This is a genomic window from Streptomyces sp. NPDC051913 (genome assembly GCF_044593635.1).
In the GTDB taxonomy this organism is placed as follows: domain Bacteria; phylum Actinomycetota; class Actinomycetes; order Streptomycetales; family Streptomycetaceae; genus Streptomyces.
On the sequence record NZ_JBIUCI010000015.1, the window covers coordinates 182971 to 202459 of the forward strand.

19 protein-coding genes are annotated in these 19489 nt (G+C 72.1%); 4 read left to right on the top strand and 15 right to left on the bottom strand.

The window, feature by feature from the left end; all coding sequences use genetic code 11:
* Positions 1–19 precede the first annotated feature (19 nt).
* Genes ACIHIX_RS36045 through rpmF form a run of 4 tightly spaced genes read right to left on the bottom strand, consistent with a single transcriptional unit; the run spans position 20 to position 4760 of the window.
* Entirely contained in the window at positions 20–2350 is a 2331-nt protein-coding gene (locus tag ACIHIX_RS36045) for an ABC transporter (protein WP_399963780.1), read from the bottom strand.
* Positions 2351–2361: 11 nt separating this feature from the next.
* Positions 2362–3360 carry an LLM class flavin-dependent oxidoreductase gene (locus ACIHIX_RS36050; protein WP_399963782.1) on the bottom strand — a complete coding sequence of 333 codons (999 nt, stop codon included), beginning with the start codon at positions 3358–3360 and terminating at the stop codon, positions 2362–2364.
* Between the two features lie 49 nt (positions 3361–3409).
* Positions 3410–4582, bottom strand: coding sequence for a GTP-binding protein (locus ACIHIX_RS36055; RefSeq protein ID WP_399963784.1), 1173 nt, complete (start codon positions 4580–4582; stop codon positions 3410–3412).
* A gap of 7 nt (positions 4583–4589) precedes the next feature.
* Complete coding sequence (gene rpmF, locus ACIHIX_RS36060; RefSeq protein ID WP_399963786.1) at positions 4590–4760, bottom strand: 50S ribosomal protein L32; 171 nt, start codon at positions 4758–4760, stop codon at positions 4590–4592.
* Between the two features lie 233 nt (positions 4761–4993).
* Here rpmF and ACIHIX_RS36065 point away from each other — a divergent pair, with 233 nt between their 5' ends.
* A complete protein-coding gene (locus tag ACIHIX_RS36065) occupies positions 4994–5485 on the top strand; it encodes a hypothetical protein (RefSeq protein ID WP_399963788.1) in 492 nt (163 codons plus the stop codon).
* Positions 5486–5506: 21 nt separating this feature from the next.
* Here the strand turns inward: ACIHIX_RS36065 and ACIHIX_RS36070 are convergent, their stop codons facing one another.
* From ACIHIX_RS36070 to egtA, 5 genes are read right to left on the bottom strand one after another with little or no spacing between them, the layout of a single operon-like run.
* Entirely contained in the window at positions 5507–5722 is a 216-nt protein-coding gene (locus ACIHIX_RS36070; protein WP_399963789.1) for a dodecin, read from the bottom strand.
* 43 nt (positions 5723–5765) lie between these two features.
* Positions 5766–6728, bottom strand: a complete 963-nt coding sequence (gene egtD / locus ACIHIX_RS36075; RefSeq protein WP_399963790.1) for an L-histidine N(alpha)-methyltransferase — start codon at positions 6726–6728, stop codon at positions 5766–5768.
* Positions 6725–7504, bottom strand: coding sequence for an ergothioneine biosynthesis protein EgtC (gene egtC, locus ACIHIX_RS36080; RefSeq protein ID WP_399963791.1), 780 nt, complete (start codon positions 7502–7504; stop codon positions 6725–6727). The genes egtD and egtC overlap by 4 nt, the downstream gene beginning before the upstream one ends.
* On the bottom strand, positions 7504–8814 hold the full coding sequence (gene egtB / locus ACIHIX_RS36085; RefSeq protein ID WP_399963793.1) for an ergothioneine biosynthesis protein EgtB: 1311 nt from the start codon (positions 8812–8814) through the stop codon (positions 7504–7506). The genes egtC and egtB overlap by 1 nt, the downstream gene beginning before the upstream one ends.
* Positions 8811–10100, bottom strand: a complete 1290-nt coding sequence (gene egtA / locus ACIHIX_RS36090; protein ID WP_399963794.1) for an ergothioneine biosynthesis glutamate--cysteine ligase EgtA — start codon at positions 10098–10100, stop codon at positions 8811–8813. The genes egtB and egtA overlap by 4 nt, the downstream gene beginning before the upstream one ends.
* Before the next feature lie 277 nt (positions 10101–10377).
* Between egtA and ACIHIX_RS36095 the strand changes: the two genes are divergently transcribed.
* Positions 10378–11193 (top strand): TIGR02452 family protein, encoded by an 816-nt coding sequence (locus ACIHIX_RS36095; protein WP_399963795.1) that lies wholly within the window; start codon positions 10378–10380, stop codon positions 11191–11193.
* Here ACIHIX_RS36095 and ACIHIX_RS36100 read toward each other — a convergent pair.
* The 4 genes from ACIHIX_RS36100 to ACIHIX_RS36115 all read right to left on the bottom strand — a co-directional run bounded on the left by ACIHIX_RS36100 (position 11178) and on the right by ACIHIX_RS36115 (position 14950).
* Complete coding sequence (locus ACIHIX_RS36100; RefSeq protein ID WP_399963796.1) at positions 11178–11624, bottom strand: type II toxin-antitoxin system PemK/MazF family toxin; 447 nt, start codon at positions 11622–11624, stop codon at positions 11178–11180. The genes ACIHIX_RS36095 and ACIHIX_RS36100 overlap by 16 nt on opposite strands.
* A 38-nt stretch (positions 11625–11662) precedes the next feature.
* On the bottom strand, positions 11663–13147 hold the full coding sequence (locus ACIHIX_RS36105) for a flotillin family protein (protein ID WP_399963797.1): 1485 nt from the start codon (positions 13145–13147) through the stop codon (positions 11663–11665).
* A 133-nt stretch (positions 13148–13280) separates the two neighbouring features.
* Positions 13281–13499 carry a hypothetical protein gene (locus tag ACIHIX_RS36110; RefSeq protein WP_258314481.1) on the bottom strand — a complete coding sequence of 73 codons (219 nt, stop codon included), beginning with the start codon at positions 13497–13499 and terminating at the stop codon, positions 13281–13283.
* Between the two features lie 26 nt (positions 13500–13525).
* Positions 13526–14950, bottom strand: a complete 1425-nt coding sequence (locus ACIHIX_RS36115; protein WP_399963798.1) for an amidase — start codon at positions 14948–14950, stop codon at positions 13526–13528.
* A 254-nt stretch (positions 14951–15204) separates the two neighbouring features.
* Between ACIHIX_RS36115 and ACIHIX_RS36120 the strand changes: the two genes are divergently transcribed.
* On the top strand, positions 15205–16566 hold the full coding sequence (locus tag ACIHIX_RS36120; RefSeq protein WP_399963801.1) for a glycoside hydrolase family 43 protein: 1362 nt from the start codon (positions 15205–15207) through the stop codon (positions 16564–16566).
* Here the strand turns inward: ACIHIX_RS36120 and ACIHIX_RS36125 are convergent, their stop codons facing one another.
* A complete protein-coding gene (locus tag ACIHIX_RS36125; protein ID WP_399963803.1) occupies positions 16567–17493 on the bottom strand; it encodes an NADP-dependent oxidoreductase in 927 nt (308 codons plus the stop codon).
* A 199-nt stretch (positions 17494–17692) separates the two neighbouring features.
* Here ACIHIX_RS36125 and ACIHIX_RS36130 point away from each other — a divergent pair, with 199 nt between their 5' ends.
* The gene (locus ACIHIX_RS36130) at positions 17693–18436 is read left to right on the top strand and encodes a class I SAM-dependent methyltransferase (protein ID WP_399963805.1); all 744 of its coding nucleotides are present in this window, start codon (positions 17693–17695) and stop codon (positions 18434–18436) included.
* 30 nt (positions 18437–18466) lie between these two features.
* On the opposite strand, the gene ACIHIX_RS36135 is transcribed toward ACIHIX_RS36130, so the two are convergent.
* The gene (locus ACIHIX_RS36135; protein WP_399963807.1) at positions 18467–19336 is read right to left on the bottom strand and encodes a hypothetical protein; all 870 of its coding nucleotides are present in this window, start codon (positions 19334–19336) and stop codon (positions 18467–18469) included.
* Positions 19337–19489 lie beyond the last annotated feature (153 nt).

The following is a 19489-nucleotide window of genomic DNA, read 5'->3' on the forward strand; positions in this document are numbered from 1 at the left end:
TCGGGTGTGCGCGGGGCCTTCAGCCCAGGGCCCGCGCCAGATAGGCCGCCGTGGCGCTCCCGCTCGCGCCGGCCACCTCCACCGGAGGCCCCGCCGCCACGATCCGGCCGCCCGCGTCACCGCCGCCCGGGCCCAGGTCGATGACCCAGTCCGCGCCCGCGACGACCGACATGTCGTGCTCCACGACGACGACCGTGTGCCCGGCGTCGACGAGGCCGTGCAGCTGGCGCATCAGGACGTCGACGTCGGCCGGGTGCAGGCCCGTGGTCGGTTCGTCGAGCAGGTAGAGGGTGTGGCCGCGGCGGCCGCGCTGGAGTTCGCTCGCCAGCTTGATGCGCTGTGCCTCGCCGCCGGAGAGTCCGGTGGCGGGCCGGCCGAGGCCCAGATAGCCGAGGCCCACGTCGAGCAGCGTCCCCAGGCTGCGCGCCACGGCGGGCGTGGCGGCGAAGAACTCCGCCGCGGCCTCCACCGTCAGGTCCAGCACCTGCGCGATGTTCCGCCCCCGGTAGGTCACTTCCAGCGTCTCGGGGTTGTAGCGGGCCCCGCCGCAGTCCGGGCACGGGGCGTAGGTGCTCGGCAGGAACAGCAGCTCGAGGCTGACGAACCCCTCGCCCTGACAGGTCTCGCAGCGCCCGCCGCTGACGTTGAAGGAGAACCGCCCCACCCCGAAACCGCGCCGACGGGCCTCCTCGGTGCCCGCGAACTCCTTGCGGACGACGTCGAACAGGCCGGTGTAGGTGGCGAGGTTGGAGCGGGGAGTGCGTCCGATGGGCCGCTGGTCGACCGAGACCAGCCGGCCCACGCCCGCGAGCTCCTCGGTGATCTCACCGATGAGCGTGGACTTCCCGGAACCGGACACGCCGGTCACGGCGGTGAGGACGCCGAGCGGGAACTCCGTCGAGACGGCCCGCAGGTTGTGCCGGGTGACCGGACCGACCTTCAACTGCCCACTGGGGGTGCGCACTTCGCGTACGGGCGCGGGCGAGCGGTCGAAGAGGTAACGGGCCGTTGCCGACCCCTCGACCGAGGCCAGCTCCGCCACCGGGCCGCTGTGCAGCACCCGGCCACCGCGCTCACCGGCGAGCGGACCCACCTCCACCAGCCAGTCCGCGCCCCGGACGACCTCGAGATGGTGCTCCACCACGAAGACCGAGTTGCCCGCGGTCCTCAGCCGCTCCAGGACGGTCAGCAGCGCCTCCGTGTCGGCCGGGTGCAGTCCGGCGGACGGCTCGTCGAGGACGTAGACCACACCGAACAGACCCGAGCGCAACTGGGTGGCGAGGCGCAGGCGTTGCAGCTCGCCCGCCGAGAGGGTCGGGGTCGCGCGGTCCAGGCTGAGATAGCCGAGACCGAGTTCGAGGACGGGGGCGACACGGGACCTGAGGTCCTCGGTGAGGACGCGGGCGGTCTCGCCGACCGCGTCGAGATGCCCGGCCAGGTCGGCGAGGGGCAGGGCGGCCAGCTCGGCGATCGTGTGCCCCGCGAAGGTCACGGCCAGCGCCTCGGGGCGCAGCCGACTGCCCCCGCAGCCCGGACAGGGCACACTGCTGAGGAACCGCTCGGCCTTCGCCCGCAGGGTTGCGCTCTTGGAGTCCGAGAAGGTCTTCATGACGTACCGGTGGGCGCTCATGTACGTGCCCTGGTACGGCCGTTGGATGCGTTCGGCGTCCCGTACCGGGTGCACGGTGACGACCGGCTGCTCCTCGGTGAACAGGATCCACTGCCGCTGCTCGGCGGGGAGTTCACGCCAGGGCCGGTTCACGTCGTACCCGAGGGCGTCGAGGATGTCCCGCAGGTTCTTGCCCTGCCAGGCGCCCGGCCACGCGGCGATCGCGCCGTCACGGACGGACAGGGACGGGTCGGGCACCAGCGACTCCTCGCTGGTGCGATGCACTTGGCCGAGACCGTGACACTCCGGGCAGGCCCCGGCGGCCGTGTTGGGCGAGAAGGCGTCCGAATCGAGCCGCTCGGCCCCCGGCGGGTAGTCACCGGCCCGGGAGAACAGCATCCGCAGCGAGTTCGAGAGGTTCGTGACCGTACCGACCGAGGAACGCGAGGTCGGCGCCGCCCGCCGCTGCTGGAGCGAGACGGCCGGCGGCAGCCCGGTGATCTCCCCGACCTTCGGCGCCCCGACCTGATGGATCAGCCGGCGCGCGTACGGCGCCACGGACTCGAAGTACCGGCGTTGGGCCTCCGCGTACACCGTCCCGAACGCCAGCGACGACTTCCCGGACCCCGACACCCCGGTGAACACGACCAGCACGTCCCGTGGGATGTCGACGTCCACACCTTGGAGGTTGTGCTCCCGGGCGCCTCGGACACGGACAAACGGGTCATGTGGGGTGTGCATGAGGGGGAACTCTAGTCGGAGACGATCGCGGCCAGCCGTCGGTAGGAGTCCAGCAGCGCGTCACGGTCGTAGGTGCTGGTGGTGACCAGGACCTCCTGGGCCTCGGTCTGCTTGAGCAGTGTCTCCAGCTCGTCGGCGACCTGCTCCTCGGTGCCGGCCAGGTGGCCGGTGAGGCCGGAGTCGTAGAAGGCCCGTTCCCTGGGGGAGAGGGGAAGCGTCTCCACCCGGTCGGCCGGTGGCAGGGGCGGGAAGGTGCCGTGGGTGCGGGAGTGGGCCATCGACCAGGCCTCGGGGACCAGGATGCGGCGGGCCTCCTCGGGGGTGGCGGCCACCGCGATCGTGCCGGAGACGACGACGTACGGTTCGCTCGCCCAGGGGGAGGGCCGGAAGTGGGTGCGGTAGTCGTCGATGCCGCGCTGCATCTTCTCCCGGTTCCTGAGGTCGCCGATGACCATCGGCAGGCCCGCGCGGGCGGCGATGCCGGCGCCCTCGCCCATCGCGAGGACGAAGGGCGGGACGGTGAGGCCCTCGGCGGGGCGGGCGTGCACCCCCGTGGGGGACGTACCGGCGAACCACCCCAGCAGCTCGTCGAGTTGGGCGGCGAAGTCGTCGGCGTCGTCCTTGTCACGGCCCAGCGCCCTGCGGACACCGTCGGTGAAGCCGACCGAACGGCCCAGGCCCATGTCGATGCGGCCCGGGAAGAGGGACTCCAGGACGCCGAACTGCTCGGCCACTACCAGCGGCCGGTGGTTGGGCAGCATCACCCCGCCCGTGCCGACCCGGATGCGCCGCGTCGCCCCCGCCACGGCCGCCGCCAGTACCGTCGGCGCGGAACCGGCGACGCCGGGCACGCCATGGTGTTCCGAGACCCAGAACCGGTGATAGCCCAGCTCCTCCGCCTGCCGCGCGAACCGCACGGTGTCGCGCAGCGCCGCCGCGTTCGAGTGCCCCTCCCGGGTGCGGGAGCGGTCGAGCACGGAGAAGCGGGTGGCGGCGATCACGGAACTCACACGGAGTGCAACGCCGGGCGCGGTCCCGTATTCCCGGCGTCGCCCGGCGTCAGTGTCCGGCCACGGCGTGTTCCTCATGGTCGCAGGTGTCGCCGATGCCATAGGTGTCCCAGGCCGGGAAGGGGTCCTCGGACGGGGCGCTCTCGCCCGGCGTCAGCAGACAGGCCGCGAGCGCCTCGCGCAGTCGCTCCCGCTCCAACCGCGTGCCGATGAAGACCAGTTCCTGTGCGTACGGCGCCTCGTCGTCCCGCGCGGCCGACGGCTCGAAGCGGGCCACCGAACCGGCCTGGGACCACAGGCCCGTCACCAGTGGGCGGGTGGCGAGGGTGAAGAAGCCCTTCGAGCGCAGGACGCGGCCATAGGCGCCGCTGTCCAGGCCGTCCGTCACGAACGTCCACAACCGGCCCGGGTGGAAGGGGAGTTCGGAGCGGAAGACGGTGGAGGACACGCCGTACTCCTCGGTCTCGGGGACATGGTCGCCGTTCAGCTCCCGCACCCAGCCCGGCGCCTGCTGCGCGCGGTCCAGGTCGAACAGGCCTGTGCCCAGGACGTGGCTCAGGGGGACCCGCGCGTGCCGGGCCTCGACGATCCGGGCGACCGGGTTGAGGTGGTGCAGGGCCGCGCGGAGCCGGGCCGCGGCGTCCGTGTCGACCAGGTCGAGCTTGTTGAGGACCAGGACGTCCGCGAACTCGATCTGGTCCACGAGCAGATCGCTGACCGTGCGCTCGTCGTCCTCGAACGGGGCGAGGCCGCGCGCGGCGAGCTCGTCGCCGCGGTCCAGCTCGGACAGGAAGTTGGCGGCGTCGACGACGGTGACCATGGTGTCGAGGAGGGCGACGTCCCCGAGGGTGGCGCCGTCGTCGCGCGCGAAGGAGAACGTGGCCGCCACCGGCAGCGGTTCCGAGATCCCCGAGCTCTCGATGAGGAGGTGGTCGAACCGGCCCTCCCGGGCCAGCCGGTCCACCTCGTCGAGCAGGTCGTCGCGCAGGGTGCAGCAGATGCAGCCGTTGGTCATCTCGACCAGGCGTTCCTCGGTCCGCGACAGCGCGGCCTCGCCGCCCCGCACCAGCGCGGCGTCGATGTTGACCTCACTCATGTCGTTGACGATCACGGCGACCCGCAGGCCCTCGCGGTTGGCCAGCACATGGTTGAGGAGCGTGGTCTTGCCGGCCCCGAGGAACCCGGACAGGACGGTGACCGGCAGCCGGTCGTGCGGGGGCATGAGGCGCTCAGCCCTCGGGACGCAGCAGGCCGCGCTCGTACGCCCGGACGAGGTTCTGCGGTACGAGGTGACGCACGCCGTCGATCGTGACGGGCACCAGCGACGGGGTGAGCGCCTTCCACTGGGCGCGGCGGTGGCGGGTGTTGCTGCGGGACATCTTCCGCTTGGGGACAGCCATGACAGGGACCTCCTCGGTGGGACGGCGAGTACCGAGGACGCTATATGAAAATGGATCCCATTAGCAATGAGGAGTGATCGTGATGTTGTCGGTGAGGGCGTAGGTGCCGCCGCGCACGGCGATGGTGTCACCGGGGGCGGCGGCGAAGAAGCCGTCCCGCCTCCGCTGCCTGCCCTGCCGCAGAGAAGTGGCCGCACGGCGCCGGAAGGTTGCCGGGTCCTAAGGTGGGCCGTGTGACCGACAGCAGCGAGCGCCCCCTGGCCGTGTTCGACCTCGACAACACCCTCGCGGACACCGCCCACCGGCAGCACTTCCTGGAGCGCAAGCCGCGGGACTGGGACGGCTTCTTCGCCGCCGCCCCCGCGGACCCGCCCCTCCCGCAGGGCATCGCGCTGGTCCTGGAGCACGCGGAGGAGTGCGAGGTCGTCTACCTCACCGGTCGGCCCGAGCGCTGCCGGCAGGACACGCTGGACTGGATCGCCGCCCAGGGGCTGCCCGCGGGGCGGATCCACATGAGGCGCGACAACGACCGCAGGCCCGCCCGGCGCACCAAGCTGGAGATCCTGCGCCGTCTTGAGCGCACCCGGGAGATCAGGGTGCTTGTGGACGACGACGAACTCGTCTGCGAGGACGCCGAACGGGCCGGTTTCACAGTGGTGCGGGCGCGCTGGACCGCCCCCTCCGCCGCGCTGGAGAACGCGCAGGAGCGGGAGGGGCGGACCTAGAGCCTGTCCTGGGGCGGACGGTCAGTCCGAGTCCTCCAGGCGGAAGCCGACCTTCAGGCCCACTTGCCAGTGCGCGACCTGACCGTTCTCGATCTGGCCCCGTACCTGTGTCACCTCGAACCAGTCGAGGTTGCGGAGGGTCTGGGAGGCGCGGCTGATGCCGTTGTTGATCGCCTGGTCGACGCCGTCGGGCGAGGTGCCGACGATCTCGGTCACCCGATAGGTGTGATTCGTCATGGATCCACCGTGCCCCAGGCGACGGCCGAGCGCGAGCCGTCCGTCATCGCACCCGGCTCAGCGACAACGCGAAGCGACCCTCGTCGTCCGTCCACCAGTGGGACAACTCCAGTCCCGCGGCGGCCAGTTCGGACCGCACTCCCTCCCTCCGGAACTTCGCCGAGATCTCCGTGTGCAGTTCCTCGCCCGCCGCGAAGTCGACGGCGAGGTCCAGGGCGGGAATCTTCACGGACTGCGCGGCACGGGAGCGCAGCCGCATCTCGATCCACTCGTTCTGCGCGTCCCACAGCGCCACATGGTCGAAGGCGGCCGGATCGAAGTCGGCGTCCAGCTCCCGGTCGACGACCGTGAGGACGTTCTTGTTGAACGCGGCCGTCACGCCCGCCGCGTCGTCGTACGCCCTGACCAGCACCTTCTCGTCCTTGACGAGATCCGTGCCGAGCAGCAGGGCGTCGCCGGGGGAGAGCAGGGCGCGGACCGAGGCCAGGAACACCTTCCGCTCGGCCGGCAGCAGGTTGCCGATCGTGCCGCCGAGGAAGGCGACCAGGCGGGGGCCCGGCGTCTCGGGCAGGGCCAGCTCGGCCGTGAAGTCGGCGATGAGCGCGTGCACGCTCAGCGACGGCCGCTCGGCGACGAGGGCCTGACCGGCCTGGGCGAGCGCGCTCTCGCTGACGTCGACCGGGACGTACGTGTGCAGCCCCGTGAGGGCGTCGATGAGGTACCGCGTCTTCTCCGAGGAGCCGGAGCCCAGTTCGACGAGGGTGCGGGCCTCGGTCGCCGCCGCGATCTCGGCGGCGCGGGCGACGAGGATCTCCCGTTCCGCGCGGGTCGGGTAGTACTCCGGCAACTCGGTGATCCGGTCGAAGAGTTCGCTGCCATGGGCGTCGTAGAACCACTTCGGCGGGAGCGTCTTCGGGGTGCGGGTCAGGCCGTTCAGGACGTCGGCGCGCAGGGCGGCCTCGGTGGCGTCCTCGGGCAGGGTGCGGGTCAGGCGGAACGGGCTCACGTACGGGGCTCCTTCAGCGATTCCACGGAGGGCTCCTTGAGCGGCGTCAGCAGCACGTCCGTGCCGCCGGCCGCGAGCAGCGTGCGGTCGGGGACCTCCTGCCAGTGCGGATCGTCGTCGTAGGGCTCGGAGGCGACCACGGTGCCGCGGCCGGGGCCGGCCAGATACCAGAGGGTGTCGCCCCAGGTGGTCGCGACGACGGACTCGCCGTTGGTGAGGAGGAGGTTCAGGCGGGACCCGGGGGCTGCCGCGGCGACCTCCAGGACCGTCTCGGCCAGCGCCTGTCCCTCCTCGTCGCCCGCCCGGAGCCGGGCGAGGACCAGCGCCCACACGAACGCCGAGTCGTTGCGGGCCTCCATCGCCAGCAGGTCCGCTGCCGGGAGGGTCTGCGTCAACGGGGCCAGGGAGCGGGGCCAGCCCTTGACGGCGCCGTTGTGGCTGAACAGCCACGGCCCGCTCGCGAAGGGCGCCGCCGCGGCCTCGGCGTCGGCGCCGGACAGGGTCGCGTCCCGGACGGCGGCGAGGAGGGCGCCGGTGCGGACCACCCTCGCCAGGTCGGCGAAGGACTGGTCCGCCCAGATCGGGCCCGCCCGGCGGTAGCGGGCCGGCACCGGGTCGCCCGGCGCGTACCAACCGACCCCGAAACCATCTGCGTTGACGGTGCCGTGCCGCTGGCGCCGGGGCGCCCACGACTGCCGGTACAGACTGTGCGGGGGCGCCACCAGGAGGCCGCCGAGCGGCTCCTCGGGTCCCAGATAGGCCAGGTGACGGCACATCAGACGCCCTCCGCGGACCGGGCGGTGCGGAAGCCGGAGAAGATCTGCCGCCGGATCGGGTAGTCCCAGTTGCGGAACGTCCCCCGGCAGGCCACCGCGTCCACGGCGAACGAACCGCCGCGCAGCACCTTGTACTCGGGGCCGAAGAACACCTCGGAGTACTCCTTGTACGGGAACGCCTGGAATCCCGGGTACGGCAGGAAGTCGCTCGCCGTCCACTCCCACACGTCGCCGATCAACTGGCGCACACCCAGCGGGGACTCGCCCTCCGGGTAGCTGCCCGCCGGGGCCGGGCGCAGATGCCGCTGGCCGAGGTTGGCGTGCTCGGGCGCGGGGTCGGCGTCGCCCCACGGGTAGCGCATCGAGCGGTCACTGGTGGGGTCGTGGCGGGCCGCCTTCTCCCACTCGGCCTCCGTGGGCAGCCGCCGCCCGGCCCAGCGGGCGTACGCGTCGGCCTCGTACCAACTCACGTGCACCACCGGCTCGTCGGGCGGGACGACCTCGGTGACGCCGAACCTGCGGCGCAGCCACTGGTCGCCGTCCCGGCGCCAGAACAGCGGGGCCTCGATGCCGTGCTCCCGAATGTGCGCCCAGCCGGCCGGTGACCACCACTTGTCGAGCCGGTAGCCGCCGTCCTCGATGAACTCCTGGTACGCCTCGTTGGTGACCGGAGCGGTGTCGATCCAGTACGGCGCCACCTCGCGCCGGTGCGCGGGGCGTTCGTTGTCCAGCGCCCATGGCTCGTCGGAGGTGCCCATCATGAACGGGCCGCCGGGGACGAGGACCTCGGCCGGGCCGGTGTACAGGGGCGCCGGCTTCGGGTCGGGCGCGGTGAGAGCCTGCGGGCCGGTGCGGAGCTGATGCGTGATCAGCATCGTCTCGTCGTGCTGCTGTTCGTGCTGGGCGATCATCCCGAAGGCGAAACCGGCCTCGGTGAGCCGGGTGCCGTGGAAGGCGGTCGACTCCAGCAGGTCGAGGACCCTGCCACGCACCTCCGCCGCGTACCGCCGGGCCTCGGTGGGCGGCAGCAGCGGCAGCTTCGGCCGTTCCGCGCGCGGGTGCTCGAAGGCGTCGTACAGGCCGTCGATCTCCGGGCGCATCGCCTCCCGGCCCGCGACCCCCCGCAGCAGCCACAGCTCCTCCTGGTTGCCGATGTGGGCGAGGTCCCACACCAGCGGGGACATCAGCGGCGAGTGCTGGGCGGTGAGGTCGGGATCGTCGACGCAGCTGGTCAGCAGCGTCGTGCGGTCGCGGGCCGTGGTGAGGGTGGTCAGCGCCCGTACGCGGAGCGTCTCGGCGTCGTCGGTCATGTGCGGAGGTCCTTCCCGTGCAGCCGGTCCAGCAGGTCGTCGGCGGGGCAGCGGCCCTGGCGGACGTAGCGGTCCAGATACGCGGCGACCGCGTCCCGGACCTCGTCGGTCGCGCCGAGCCTCGGCAGGGCGTCGACGGCGGCCGTGAAGCACTGGACGGCCACGTCGTGCAGTTCCGGGTCGGCGAGGCCGGTGCGCGCCGCGTCCAGCCACAGCGGGTTGTGCGGGGCCGGCAGCCCCTGCGACCGCTCCGCCAGCGGCTTCACCGCGCGGTAGGCGGTCTCGGCCGCCTCCGGGTCGTCGAACAGCGCCGTCGTCACCGCGAGCGGCACGATCCAGCCGTCCTCGCCGGGCTGGGCGTCCATCATGCGCAGCTCGATGTGGCCGCGCGGTCGGATCGGCGGGAAGAGGGTGGTGAGGTGGTAGTCGAGATCCTCGCGGGTCGGCGGCCTCGGCACGCCGGAGCGGGTCCAGTCGCGGAAGGTCATGCCGTCCGGGACGTCCCAGGCCCGGCCGTCCTGCCGTATGCACATCACCGGTGCGTCGAGCACATGCCGCGCCCAGGCGGCCCGGGGATCGCCCTCCAGCGGGGGAGCGCCCGCGCGGCCCGCGCCGATCTCCATCCACAGCAGCTGCCGGGTGGAGAGCCAGCCGGTGGGCTCCCGGCCGACCAGCGGGGAGTTGGCGAACGCGGCGACCAGGACCGCGCCCAGCTGATGCGCCAGCCACCAGCGCCGGCCGTGCCCGAGCGGGCCCGGTTCCTCGTGGCCGGCGTCCAGGCAGACCTGTACGGACGCGGAGGTGCACATCATCGCGCGGCCGGCCGGGCCGGTGCGGTCGAGGCACGCCTCCATGGCGTCGTAGCGGGGTTCGTGGAGATATCTGCGGGGTGAGTGCCAGGGGTCGTGGCCGACGCCGACGAGGCCGAGACCGTGCCCGGCGAGCGCCGTACGGACGGCGTCGAGGTCGGCGGAGACGGTGCCGACGCACTCCATCAGGGAGGCGGCGGGCGGCGAGCTGAGTTCCAGCTGGCCGCCGGGCTCGACGGTGAGCGCCGAGCTCAGGGGCACGGTCCGCAGTGCGGCGTAGGCCGCTTCGAGTCGTTCGGGTGTGACGGGGAGCTGCGGTGTCCGCAGCTCATGGACGAGCCATTCCACCTCTACCCCGACGGTGCGGGGCGGTCCGGTCTTGAAGCAGATGCCCCTGACCAGGGCCTCCACCTCGGCGGCGGACAGAGCGGTGCGGGGCTCCGTACAGTCGCTACAGTCGGTAACCGAATCGGACATGTCGGGATCCTCCTGAGATTCCACCATGCCGCCGGCCCGGATGATGTTGGCCGGACCGGCATCGCTCGTCCCACCCAAAACCCTCGAAGCGATTCGCACAAGGGTGCACATTGCCGCAATCGGGGCTGACGATCTCCGTTTCCTGCGCGTTTCCTGGGTGTTCTCGACGCCGGGAAACTCCGTTGCACCGTGGGACCAGCATCGCCCAGGATGCCTGCATGAGCACGACGGGGGAGCGCGCACGGCGCGCGAGCGTGGCGCCCACGGGGGTGGCGCCATGAGCGCGCGCCTGCGCGGGATCGCCCAGCAGACGGAACAGATCGTCGAGGCCGGTTCCTACCGCCTCCCCGACGGCCGCGAGGTGTCCCTCGGGGCGCGGACCGAGGCCGCCCGGGCCGGTACGCGGATGTACGGGCCGCAACCGGTGGCCGTGCCGTCCTGGACACCGGCCAAGCTGTCCGTCGAGGTCACCGGCGAGAGCAGCCTGGAGGCCGCGCGCCGGCTCGCCGGTACCCCGGCCGTCCTGAACTTCGCCTCGGCCCGCAACCCCGGCGGCGGCTACCTCAACGGCGCTCAGGCCCAGGAAGAGGCGCTGTGCCGGGCCTCCGCGCTGTACGCGTGCGTGCGGGAGACCCGGGACTTCTACGACCACCACCGGGCCCATCGCGACCCGTTCTACACGGACCGTGTCATCCACTCACCGGCCGTGCCCGTCTTCCGCGACGACCGCGGCCGGCTCCTGGACGAGCCGTACCTCTGCGGCTTCCTCACCGCCGCCGCGCCCAACGCGGGCGTCGTCCGGCGTACGGCACCGGAGCGGGCCGGCGACCTGCCGCGGGCCCTGGCCGTCCGCGCCGAGCGGGTGCTGGAGGTCGCGGCGGTCGAGGGGTACCGGCAGCTGGTGCTCGGGGCGTGGGGGTGCGGGGTCTTCCAGAACGACCCGGCACAGGTGGCGGGGGCCTTCCACGCGCTGTTGCGGCCCGGCGGGAAGTTCGCGACGGCCTTCGAGCACGTGGTGTTCGGGATCCTTGACCGCACGCCGGGTCATGTGGTGCGGGCGGCCTTCGAGAAGACCTTTCAGGTCCAGCCGTAGCGCTCGTGCAGCCGCTGCCTGACCAGGTTGAACCGGCCGCGGTCCAGCGCGCACGCCTCCCGGCGCATGCCGTCGTCGTGCAGCCGCAGGACGCGGTCCACGTCCACCCAGGAATCGCGGCCCGACCTGTCCCAGGGGCCGCTGCCGATCGGCACCCACTCGCGGTCGCCGTCGTGCCGCTTGCTGGACAGCTGCACGGCGAGGACGGTCCCAGCCGCCTCCCTGGCCACCACCAGCACGGGCCGGTCCTTGCCCCGCCCGTCGTTCTCCTCGAAGGGCACCCAGGTCCACACGATCTCCCCGGGGTCCGGGTCGCCGTCGTGCGCGGGCGCGTACTCGGTGCGCACCCGGCCCACCTCGCGGGGGTCGGCCTCGGTGGTGGCGGTGGCGCCGAAGCGGCCGGGGACGTTCTCATCGGTAAACGCAGTCACGGGGGCACCCTAAGGGGTACCCCCGTGCGCGCTGTCGGCTAGCTCTCCTGCACGGGCACCTTCTGCGCCGGCGGCTGCGGCGCCACCCCGTTGAGGGCCGAAGCACCGGCCGGTGCCTGCCCGTTCTGGTTCATGGACGCGAGCAACTGGCGGGCCAGACCGAGGCCCGTGCCCCCCATGGTGAGCGCCTTGGCGAACATGTCCGCCATGCCGTCGGCCCCGTTGAGCACCACCATGTTGTCGACGTTCCCGAACGCGGACGCGCCCGCCTGCACGATCTCCGGCCAGTTCTCGGCGAGTTGCTGGGCGACCACGGCCTCCTGGTTCTCGGCGAGGGCGGCGGCCCGCGCCTTGATGGCCTCCGCCTCCGCGAGCCCCTTGGCCCTCGTCGCCTCGGCCTGGGCAAGGCCCTTGGCCTGGGCCGCGGCGGCCTCGGCCTCACCGGTGGCACGGGTGGACGCGGCCGTCGCCGTACCGCGTGCCTTGGTCGCCTCGGCCTCGGCGCCCGCGGCCGCCTTGACCCGGGTGGCCTCGGCCGCGGCGGCCAACTCGGTCTCCTTCGCCTTGGCCTGGGCGGCGGAGATCCGCGCGTCGCGCTCGGCCTCGGCCAGCGTGCGCTTCTCGTACGCCCTCGCGTCCGCGGGCTTGCGCACGTCCGCCTGGAGCTGCTGCTCGGTCCGCTGCGCCTCCAGTTCGGCGACCCGGGTCATCTGCACGACGACCTCCTGCCGGGCCGCGGCGTCCGCGAGCGGTCCCGCCTGCTGGGCCTTGGCGGCGGCCTTGTCGCGCTCCGCCTGGTAGCCGGCCTGGAGGATCTCGCTGTCCCGGGTGGCCTCCGCCATCCGCGCGAACGACTGCTGCTCGGCCTCGGTGGCCAGCCGGTTCGCCTCGGCCTGCGCGATCCGCGCGTCCCGCTGGACGGCCGCGGCGTGCGGCATGGCGAGGTTCTGGATGTACCCGGTCGGGTCCTCGATCTCATGGATCTGGAGCGAGTCCACGATCAGACCGAGCTTCTCCATCTCCGTGCCGCACGCGGCCCGGGTCTGCCCGGTCAGCTTCTCCCGGTCGCGGATCATGTCCTCGACCGTCAGCCCGCCCACGATGGACCGCAGATGACCGGCGAAGACGTTGTGCACCCGCTCCGACATCAGCTTCTGCTGGTCGAGGAAGCGGCGCCCCGCGTTGGCGATCGACACGAAGTCGTCGCCCACCTTGAAGATCACCACGCCCCGCACCTTCAGCGGAATGCCCTGATGGGTCACGCAGTCCACGTGCAGCTCGGTCTCGTTGAGGTCGAGGGACAGCTTGCGCACCGCCTGCACGCCGGGCAGCACCAGCGTGCCGCGCCCCGTGACGATCCGGAATCCCATGCCCTCCTCGAGGCCCTCGGTCTTGTGCTTGGAACCCGAGATGATGAGCGCCTCGTTGGGCTCGGCGACCCGCCACATCATCTTGAACACACCGATCAGAACGAGGACGGCACCTACCGCGATCCCCGCAACGACGCCGATGACCATCGGCATTCGCCCCCTTTGCATGGTGCCCTTTCGGCACCGAACGAAGGGAGTGTGCGCCTCGGCGCAGCCCGGGTACAGACCCTGACGAACTCTTGTCGCAACCTTGACGCAAACGGCTCTCACCTGCGACAAGCGCTGCTCAACTGTCGTACGCCGCCTGCACGTAGACCGTTCTCGGCGCCTGGTACTCCACCACCATGACGACCGTGCCCCGCTCGATGCGGTCGCTGCCGGTGGCCGGATAGGCGAGGAAGTGCTCCGCGCCGCCGCGCACCCGGACGATCACCTCGCCGACCAGCCCGGGCCCGACCGTTCCGGTGACCCGCCCCATGAGCCCGACCATCGACGCATCGTCCATGGTCACAGGGTAAGGGCCCAACGCGGTTACGCCGCCGGGGATTCGGCGGCGGCCCTCGGCGGAGGCCACGCCTCGTGCCAGCGCAGCTCCGCCTCCAGCTGCGCGGCGAGGGAGATCAAAAGCGGCTCGCTGTAGGCCGGACCGAGCAACTGCGCCCCGACCGGCAGGCCGCCGTCCACGAATCCCGCGGGGACGTTGACGCCGGGCCAGCCCAGCACGTTCCACGGCCAGGCGTAGGGGCAGGCGGCGATCATCGCCCGGTCGGTGGCGAAGCCGCTGAGCTGGAGCATCGCGCCGATGCGGGGCGGGGGCGCGGCGGTGGTGGGCGCGAGGACGACGTCGTACGAGGTGAAGAAGGCGCCGATCCGGCGGTGCAGGACCGCCTCCGCGCGCCGCGCGGCCCGCAGCGGAGCCCCGCCGAGCAGCCGGCCGAGGCGGGCGGCGTCGCGGGTGCGCCGGTCGAGCAGCGCGGGGAAGGGCGCCTCGCCGACGCGCTCGGCGAGACCGACGGTGGCGCGCGGGACGAAGGTGAGGCCGATCTGGCCGTACGGCGGGTCGGCCTCCTCGACCGTGTGCCCCAACGCGGCGAGTTGCTCGGCGAGTTGGACGACCTTTGCCCGTACCGCCGGTTGCAGCCGGGCGGGCAGTGCGGTGAACGGCGGTTTCAGGGCGAGGGCGATGCGCAGACGGCCGGGGTCGCGGCGGGCGGCCCCGGAGGCGTCCATGGACGGCGGGCGGTGCGGGTCGAGGGCGTGGTTCCCGCTCGCCGCGTCGAGCAGAAGGGCGGCGTCGGCGACGGTGCGGGCCAGGGTGCCGTTGACGGTGATGCCCTGGAAGGACTCGCCGCGCGGCCAGGTGGAGATGCGACCGCGCTGCGGTTTGATGCCGATGAGATGGGTCCAGGAGGCCGGGATGCGCACCGATCCGGCGCCGTCCGAGCCGAGTGCGGCCGGTACGAGGCCGGCTGCGACGGCGGCGGCCGAACCGCCCGACGACCCGCCCGGCGTGTGGTCCGCGCTCCACGGATTGCGGGTGGCCCCGAAAGCGGGCCCTTCGGTGAAGGGCCACTGCCCGAACTCACAGGTGTTGGTCTTGCCGACGACCACGGCCCCGGCGGCCCGCAGCCGTCGTACGGCCTCACCGTCCTCGGTGACGGGCGGGAACTCCCCTTGGCAGCCGAACGCGGTGGGCTCGCCCGCCACGTCCATGTCGTCCTTCACGGCCACCGGCACCCCGAGCAGCGGCCTGCGCATCCCGGCCGCGAGTTCCTTGTCGGCGGCGTCGGCCTCGGCGAGCGCGGCCTCGGTCCGCACGATCCGGAAGGCGTTGAGCGAGCCCTGGTCGGCCTCGATCCGGGCGAGGGTCCGCTCGACGAGCGTCCGCGAGGTGACCGCCCCGTCCGCGAGCGCACGTGCGGTCTCGACCAGGCCTGCGGAACGGTCGTGCGTCATAGAGGACACCTCCGGAGATGTTGCCTACCGCACGGTAACGTCGGAAAGCGCTTCGCCGGAACGCCCGTGCCGGGTCCGTCGGTTGAACGGCCGCCACAGCCGCCTCGCCGTGCTCATGAGGTCGTGCGCAAACCATTGACGCACCCGGATCTCACCCCTACCTTCTGATCGACTTCCCGAACCTTGTTCGGTATGCCGGACGTCTGAGCCGCGTCCTGTCCGAGAGAGAGCCGCCCGTGACCACACAGCCCCCCATGCCGTCACGTCGTACCCTGCTGCGCGTCATGGCGGCCCTGCCCGCCTCGGCCGTCCTGATGGGTGAACTGCCCGGCGCGGCCTACGCCGCCGCCCCGGCGAGCGGCTCCGCCACCCGCTACACGATCGTGCCGTTCCTCAACAGCAACGACGGCACGGTGAACGTCTACCAGTCGGACGACGCCCTCGACTTCCGCCTGGTGCAGGCCTCCGCTTACACGCCGCCCAGCAACCGGATCCGCGACGCCAGCGTCTTCAAGCACACCGACGGCTACTACTACATCACCTACACCACGCACACCTGGCAGGACGTCAGCACCACCATCGGCTTCGCCCGCAGCTCCGACCGGGTCAACTGGACCTTCCTGTACGACTACACGGTCCCGATCACCAACCTGTCCCGCGCCTGGGCGCCGGAGTGGTTCGTCGACAGCGACGGCAGTGTCAACGTCATCGTGTCCTGCTCGCTCACCAGCGACGAGTGGATCTTCACGCCGTATCGGCTGAAGGCGACCAACTCGGCGCTCACCGCGTGGAGTTCACCGGTGGCGCTGTCCGGAATCGGCTCCAACCACATCGACACCTTCATCGTGAAGATCGGCTCGACCTACCACGCCTTCACGAAGAACGAGACGACCAAGTACATCGAGTACGCCACCGCGACCTCCCTGAACGGCCCCTACACGATCTCCAGGACCGGCGACTGGGCCGGCTGGGGCAGCTACCGCGAGGGCCCCGCGCTGGTGCAGCTCGACAACGGCGCCTGGCGCCTGTTCTTCGACGGCTACGGCGACGGCAACTACTACTACAGCGACAGCTACGACACCTTCGCCACCTGGTCCGCGCCGACGGCCCTGCCCGCGATCTCCGGTACGGCACGGCACTTCACGGTCATCAAGGAGACCGTCTCGGGCGGGCCCACGCTGGCGAAGAACGTCACGCGCTCCTTCCAGTCGGCCAACTACACCACCCGTTACTGGCAGACCCAGTCCTCGCTGCTCAACCTGCCGGTGGTGACCAGCTCCAGCACCTCCGCCGAGAAGACGGCCTCCACCTTCACCGTCGTCGCCGGTCTGGCCGACGCCAACGGCTACTCGTTCCGTGACTCCTCCGGAAACTACCTGCGTCACTGGGACTTCCGGGGCCGCTTCGACGCCAACGACGGCACCTCGACCTTCGCCAAGGACGCCACGTTCATCGCCCGCACGGGCTCGACGACCGGGTCGATCCGCTTCGAGTCGTACAACTACCCCGGCTACTACCTGCGCCACTACAACTACCAGCTGCGCGTGGAGCGTTCGGACGGCACCGCGCTGTTCCGGCAGGACAGCTCGTTCACCCCGGTGACGGCCTGGGCCTGATCACCGAGGGCCGGGGCGCAGCACGATCTTGCCGTGGGTGTGCCCCAACTCCAGTTCGCGGTAAGCGTCCCGCACCTGCTCCAACGGGTAGGTGCGGGCGACCGTCACCTCCAGCTCCCCACGGGCGGCGAGCCGGGCCAGTTCGCCGAGGACGACCGCGCAGGCCGCCGAGCCCTCGCCGTAGGTGCGCGCACCGACCCGGCCCGCGGCCTGCCAGTCGCGGATCGTGTTGATCCGCTCGGGCCGTACGCCCAACTCCACGGCCAGGTCCACATAGCCGTCGCCGAACGTGTCGATGAACGCGTCGACCCGACCGCCCGACGCCTCCCTGACCCGGTCGGCCACGCCCTCCCCGTACGCGACCGGCACGATCCCGCGCTCCTTCAGCCAGGCATGGTTGCGCTCGCTCGCCAGCCCGATCACCGAGGCGCCCCGGCGCCGCGCCAACTGCACCGCCAGCGACCCCACACCGCCCGCCGCGCCGGACACCACGACGGTGTCCCCGGGGACGGGATCCACGGCGAACACGGTGGCGTACGCCGTCGTACCGGCCACGTACAGCGACCCGGCCACCTCCCACGGCAGCCCCTGCGGCCGGGAGACCAGGTTCACGTCGTCGACCACCACGAACTCCGCGTGGCTCGCCCGGTGGTGGGTGAAGCCCAGTACCTCGTCGCCCACCGTGAACCCGCGTACCTCGGGGCCGAGTTCCACCACCACGCCGGCCAGATCGCTGCCCTGCCCGGAGGGGAAGACGGCCGGCCAGCGGCCGTGCCGGGCGCCCCTGCGAATCATCACCTCGCCGGGCTGGATCCCGGCCGCGCGCACCTCGACCAGGACCTGGCCGGGGCCGGGCGACGGACGCGGCACGTCTTCGACGCGCAGCACGTCGATCTCGCCGTACTCGTGGAAACGTACCGCCTGCATCGCTTGATCACCGCGCCTCGGAGTCGGGACAGGACCTCGCCTTCAACGGTTCGCGGACCGAGGTCTGTTCCCGGACGCGTTGGGCGATACGAGCATCGCCGCCCGCCTTCTTCGTGCCATCTGCCAGTACGGACGCCGGACGGGACGGGGGCAGACTCGCTGCCGCGTACAGAGGAAGCGCGACGGAACGGGGAGACGCATGAGCGTGCAGCAGTACGACGCGATCGGCGAGGCGTTCGAGGGGTTCAAGGCCCTGCCGATGATCCGGTTCGGCGAAGTGCCCAGCCTTCTGGGACTGGTCGGAGACGTGCGGGGCAGGTCGGTGCTGGACCTGGCGTGCGGAACCGGCTTCTACAGCCGGGAGTTCAAGCGGCGCGGCGCCACCGACGTCCTCGGGGTCGACATCTCGGACGAGATGATCGCCGTGGCTCGGGACATCGAGCGCGCCGAACCGCTCGGCGTGCGCTACGAGGTCGGGGACGTGGCCGAACTGCGTCCCCTCGACCGGCGCTTCGACATCGCCCTCGGTGTGCAGTGCCTCAACTATGCCGAGGACATCGCGGAGTTGGAGCGTATGTGCCGCAACGTCCACCGCGGCCTGGTGCCGGGCGGTGAGTTCTTCGTGCTCTGCCAGCGGCCCGACTACCGGTTCGACTGCGCGTCCCTCGACAAGTACGGCTTCCGCTGCGAGCCCACCGGGGAGGAGGTGGAAGCCGGTCCGCGATGCCGGGTCACCGCCCTCCTCGAACCGCAGCCGATCAGCATCCTCGGCACGGTTCCGCGCCGCGAGGTGTACGAGGCCTCGCTGCGGGCGGCCGGGTTCGGTGAGCTGGAGTGGGTGCCGCTGAGCGTGTCCGAGGCGGGCGTCCGCGAGTTCGGCGAGGAGTTCTGGGCCGACCTGCTCGCTCACCCGCCGCTGGTGATGCTGCGCTGCCGGGCCTGAACGCACCGCGCCGAGCAGGGCAGGGCAGGCTCAAGTGAGAAGCACCTCGGCCGTGGCGTGCCGGGGTTCGCGGCGGGTGGCGACGCGCAGGGCGGCGCGCGGGTCGCCGAAGACGCCGTCGACGAGGAGGTGTTCGGCGAGGAACGCCGGGCGGTGGAGCCGGTACGACAGTGAACGCACCACTCTGTCAGGGGCGTTGACGCGCACCAGTTCCAGCATGAGGAGGGCCAGCAGCGGGCCGTGGACCACCGGGGCCGGGTAGCCCTCCACCTCGCGGGCGTACGGGGTGTCGTAGTGGATGCGATGCGCGTTGGCGGTGAGCGCGCTGAACCGGAAGAGGAGGGTTTCGTCGGGGTGGAGGCGCAGCTGCCAGGGGCCTTCCGGCGGGGCTGTGGCCGAAGTGTCGAGGATCAGTGGGTGGTGAGGTCCGGCGCCGGTTCCCGTCCCCGAGCGGTAGACGATGTCCTGCTCCTCGACCAGACAGAGGCGGCCGTTCTGCCGGAACTCCTGACGTTCGGTCACGAACAGCAGCTCGCCGGTGCGGCCCCGCTTGGGAGTGACCGAGGCGAGGCTGCTGAGGCGTTCGGCCGGTTCGCCCAGACGCAGGGGCGCGGTGATCTCGCTGCGACCGCCCGCGAACATCCGGCGGCGGTGGGGCAGCGGCGGCAGGAAGCGGGCGTCGCGGAGATGGCCGTCGGCGCCGAGGGCCCGCTGGGGCGCCCACTGGAGGAAGTACAGCCACTGCCACAGGGGCGGAAGCGGCTCGCCGCGGCGGGCGGCGGGCCCGGGGAGGTCGAGCAGCGCGGAGAGGGCCGCGGCGGGGCCGGGCGCCAAGGCGTCCGTCTCCGTGACCGGCTCCGGGTGCCATGAAGCGACGTAGGAGGCGAGGGGCTCGTCCATGGGAGCCATCATGGGGCGCGACGGGCGGCGCCGGACAATACCGAGCGGTGATACGGGCATGCCTCCGGCGCATGTCCGACCCTCGACGCCGGCTCCCCGCGGGCTTGGGTCCCGCCGGGAGCTGGGTCTTCGTGGGTGGGGGTTCCGGTAAGG

What these genes read in the sequence shown, in the direction of transcription:
- ACIHIX_RS36125 (WP_399963803.1), bottom strand. Translation starts at nt 17,493, where the DNA reads ATGCAGGCGGTACGTTTCCACGAGTACGGCGAGATCGACGTGCTGCGC.
- ACIHIX_RS36115 (WP_399963798.1), bottom strand. Translation starts at nt 14,950, where the DNA reads ATGACGCACGACCGTTCCGCAGGCCTGGTCGAGACCGCACGTGCGCTC.
- ACIHIX_RS36135 (WP_399963807.1), bottom strand. Translation starts at nt 19,336, where the DNA reads ATGGACGAGCCCCTCGCCTCCTACGTCGCTTCATGGCACCCGGAGCCG.
- ACIHIX_RS36045 (WP_399963780.1), bottom strand. Translation starts at nt 2,350, where the DNA reads ATGCACACCCCACATGACCCGTTTGTCCGTGTCCGAGGCGCCCGGGAG.
- ACIHIX_RS36070 (WP_399963789.1), bottom strand. Translation starts at nt 5,722, where the DNA reads ATGACGAATCACACCTATCGGGTGACCGAGATCGTCGGCACCTCGCCC.
- ACIHIX_RS36120 (WP_399963801.1), top strand. Translation starts at nt 15,205, where the DNA reads ATGCCGTCACGTCGTACCCTGCTGCGCGTCATGGCGGCCCTGCCCGCC.
- egtB (WP_399963793.1), bottom strand. Translation starts at nt 8,814, where the DNA reads ATGACCGACGACGCCGAGACGCTCCGCGTACGGGCGCTGACCACCCTC.
- ACIHIX_RS36105 (WP_399963797.1), bottom strand. Translation starts at nt 13,147, where the DNA reads ATGCCGATGGTCATCGGCGTCGTTGCGGGGATCGCGGTAGGTGCCGTC.
- ACIHIX_RS36095 (WP_399963795.1), top strand. Translation starts at nt 10,378, where the DNA reads ATGAGCGCGCGCCTGCGCGGGATCGCCCAGCAGACGGAACAGATCGTC.
- ACIHIX_RS36130 (WP_399963805.1), top strand. Translation starts at nt 17,693, where the DNA reads ATGAGCGTGCAGCAGTACGACGCGATCGGCGAGGCGTTCGAGGGGTTC.
- egtC (WP_399963791.1), bottom strand. Translation starts at nt 7,504, where the DNA reads ATGTGCCGTCACCTGGCCTATCTGGGACCCGAGGAGCCGCTCGGCGGC.
- egtA (WP_399963794.1), bottom strand. Translation starts at nt 10,100, where the DNA reads ATGTCCGATTCGGTTACCGACTGTAGCGACTGTACGGAGCCCCGCACC.
- rpmF (WP_399963786.1), bottom strand. Translation starts at nt 4,760, where the DNA reads ATGGCTGTCCCCAAGCGGAAGATGTCCCGCAGCAACACCCGCCACCGC.
- ACIHIX_RS36055 (WP_399963784.1), bottom strand. Translation starts at nt 4,582, where the DNA reads ATGCCCCCGCACGACCGGCTGCCGGTCACCGTCCTGTCCGGGTTCCTC.
- ACIHIX_RS36110 (WP_258314481.1), bottom strand. Translation starts at nt 13,499, where the DNA reads ATGGACGATGCGTCGATGGTCGGGCTCATGGGGCGGGTCACCGGAACG.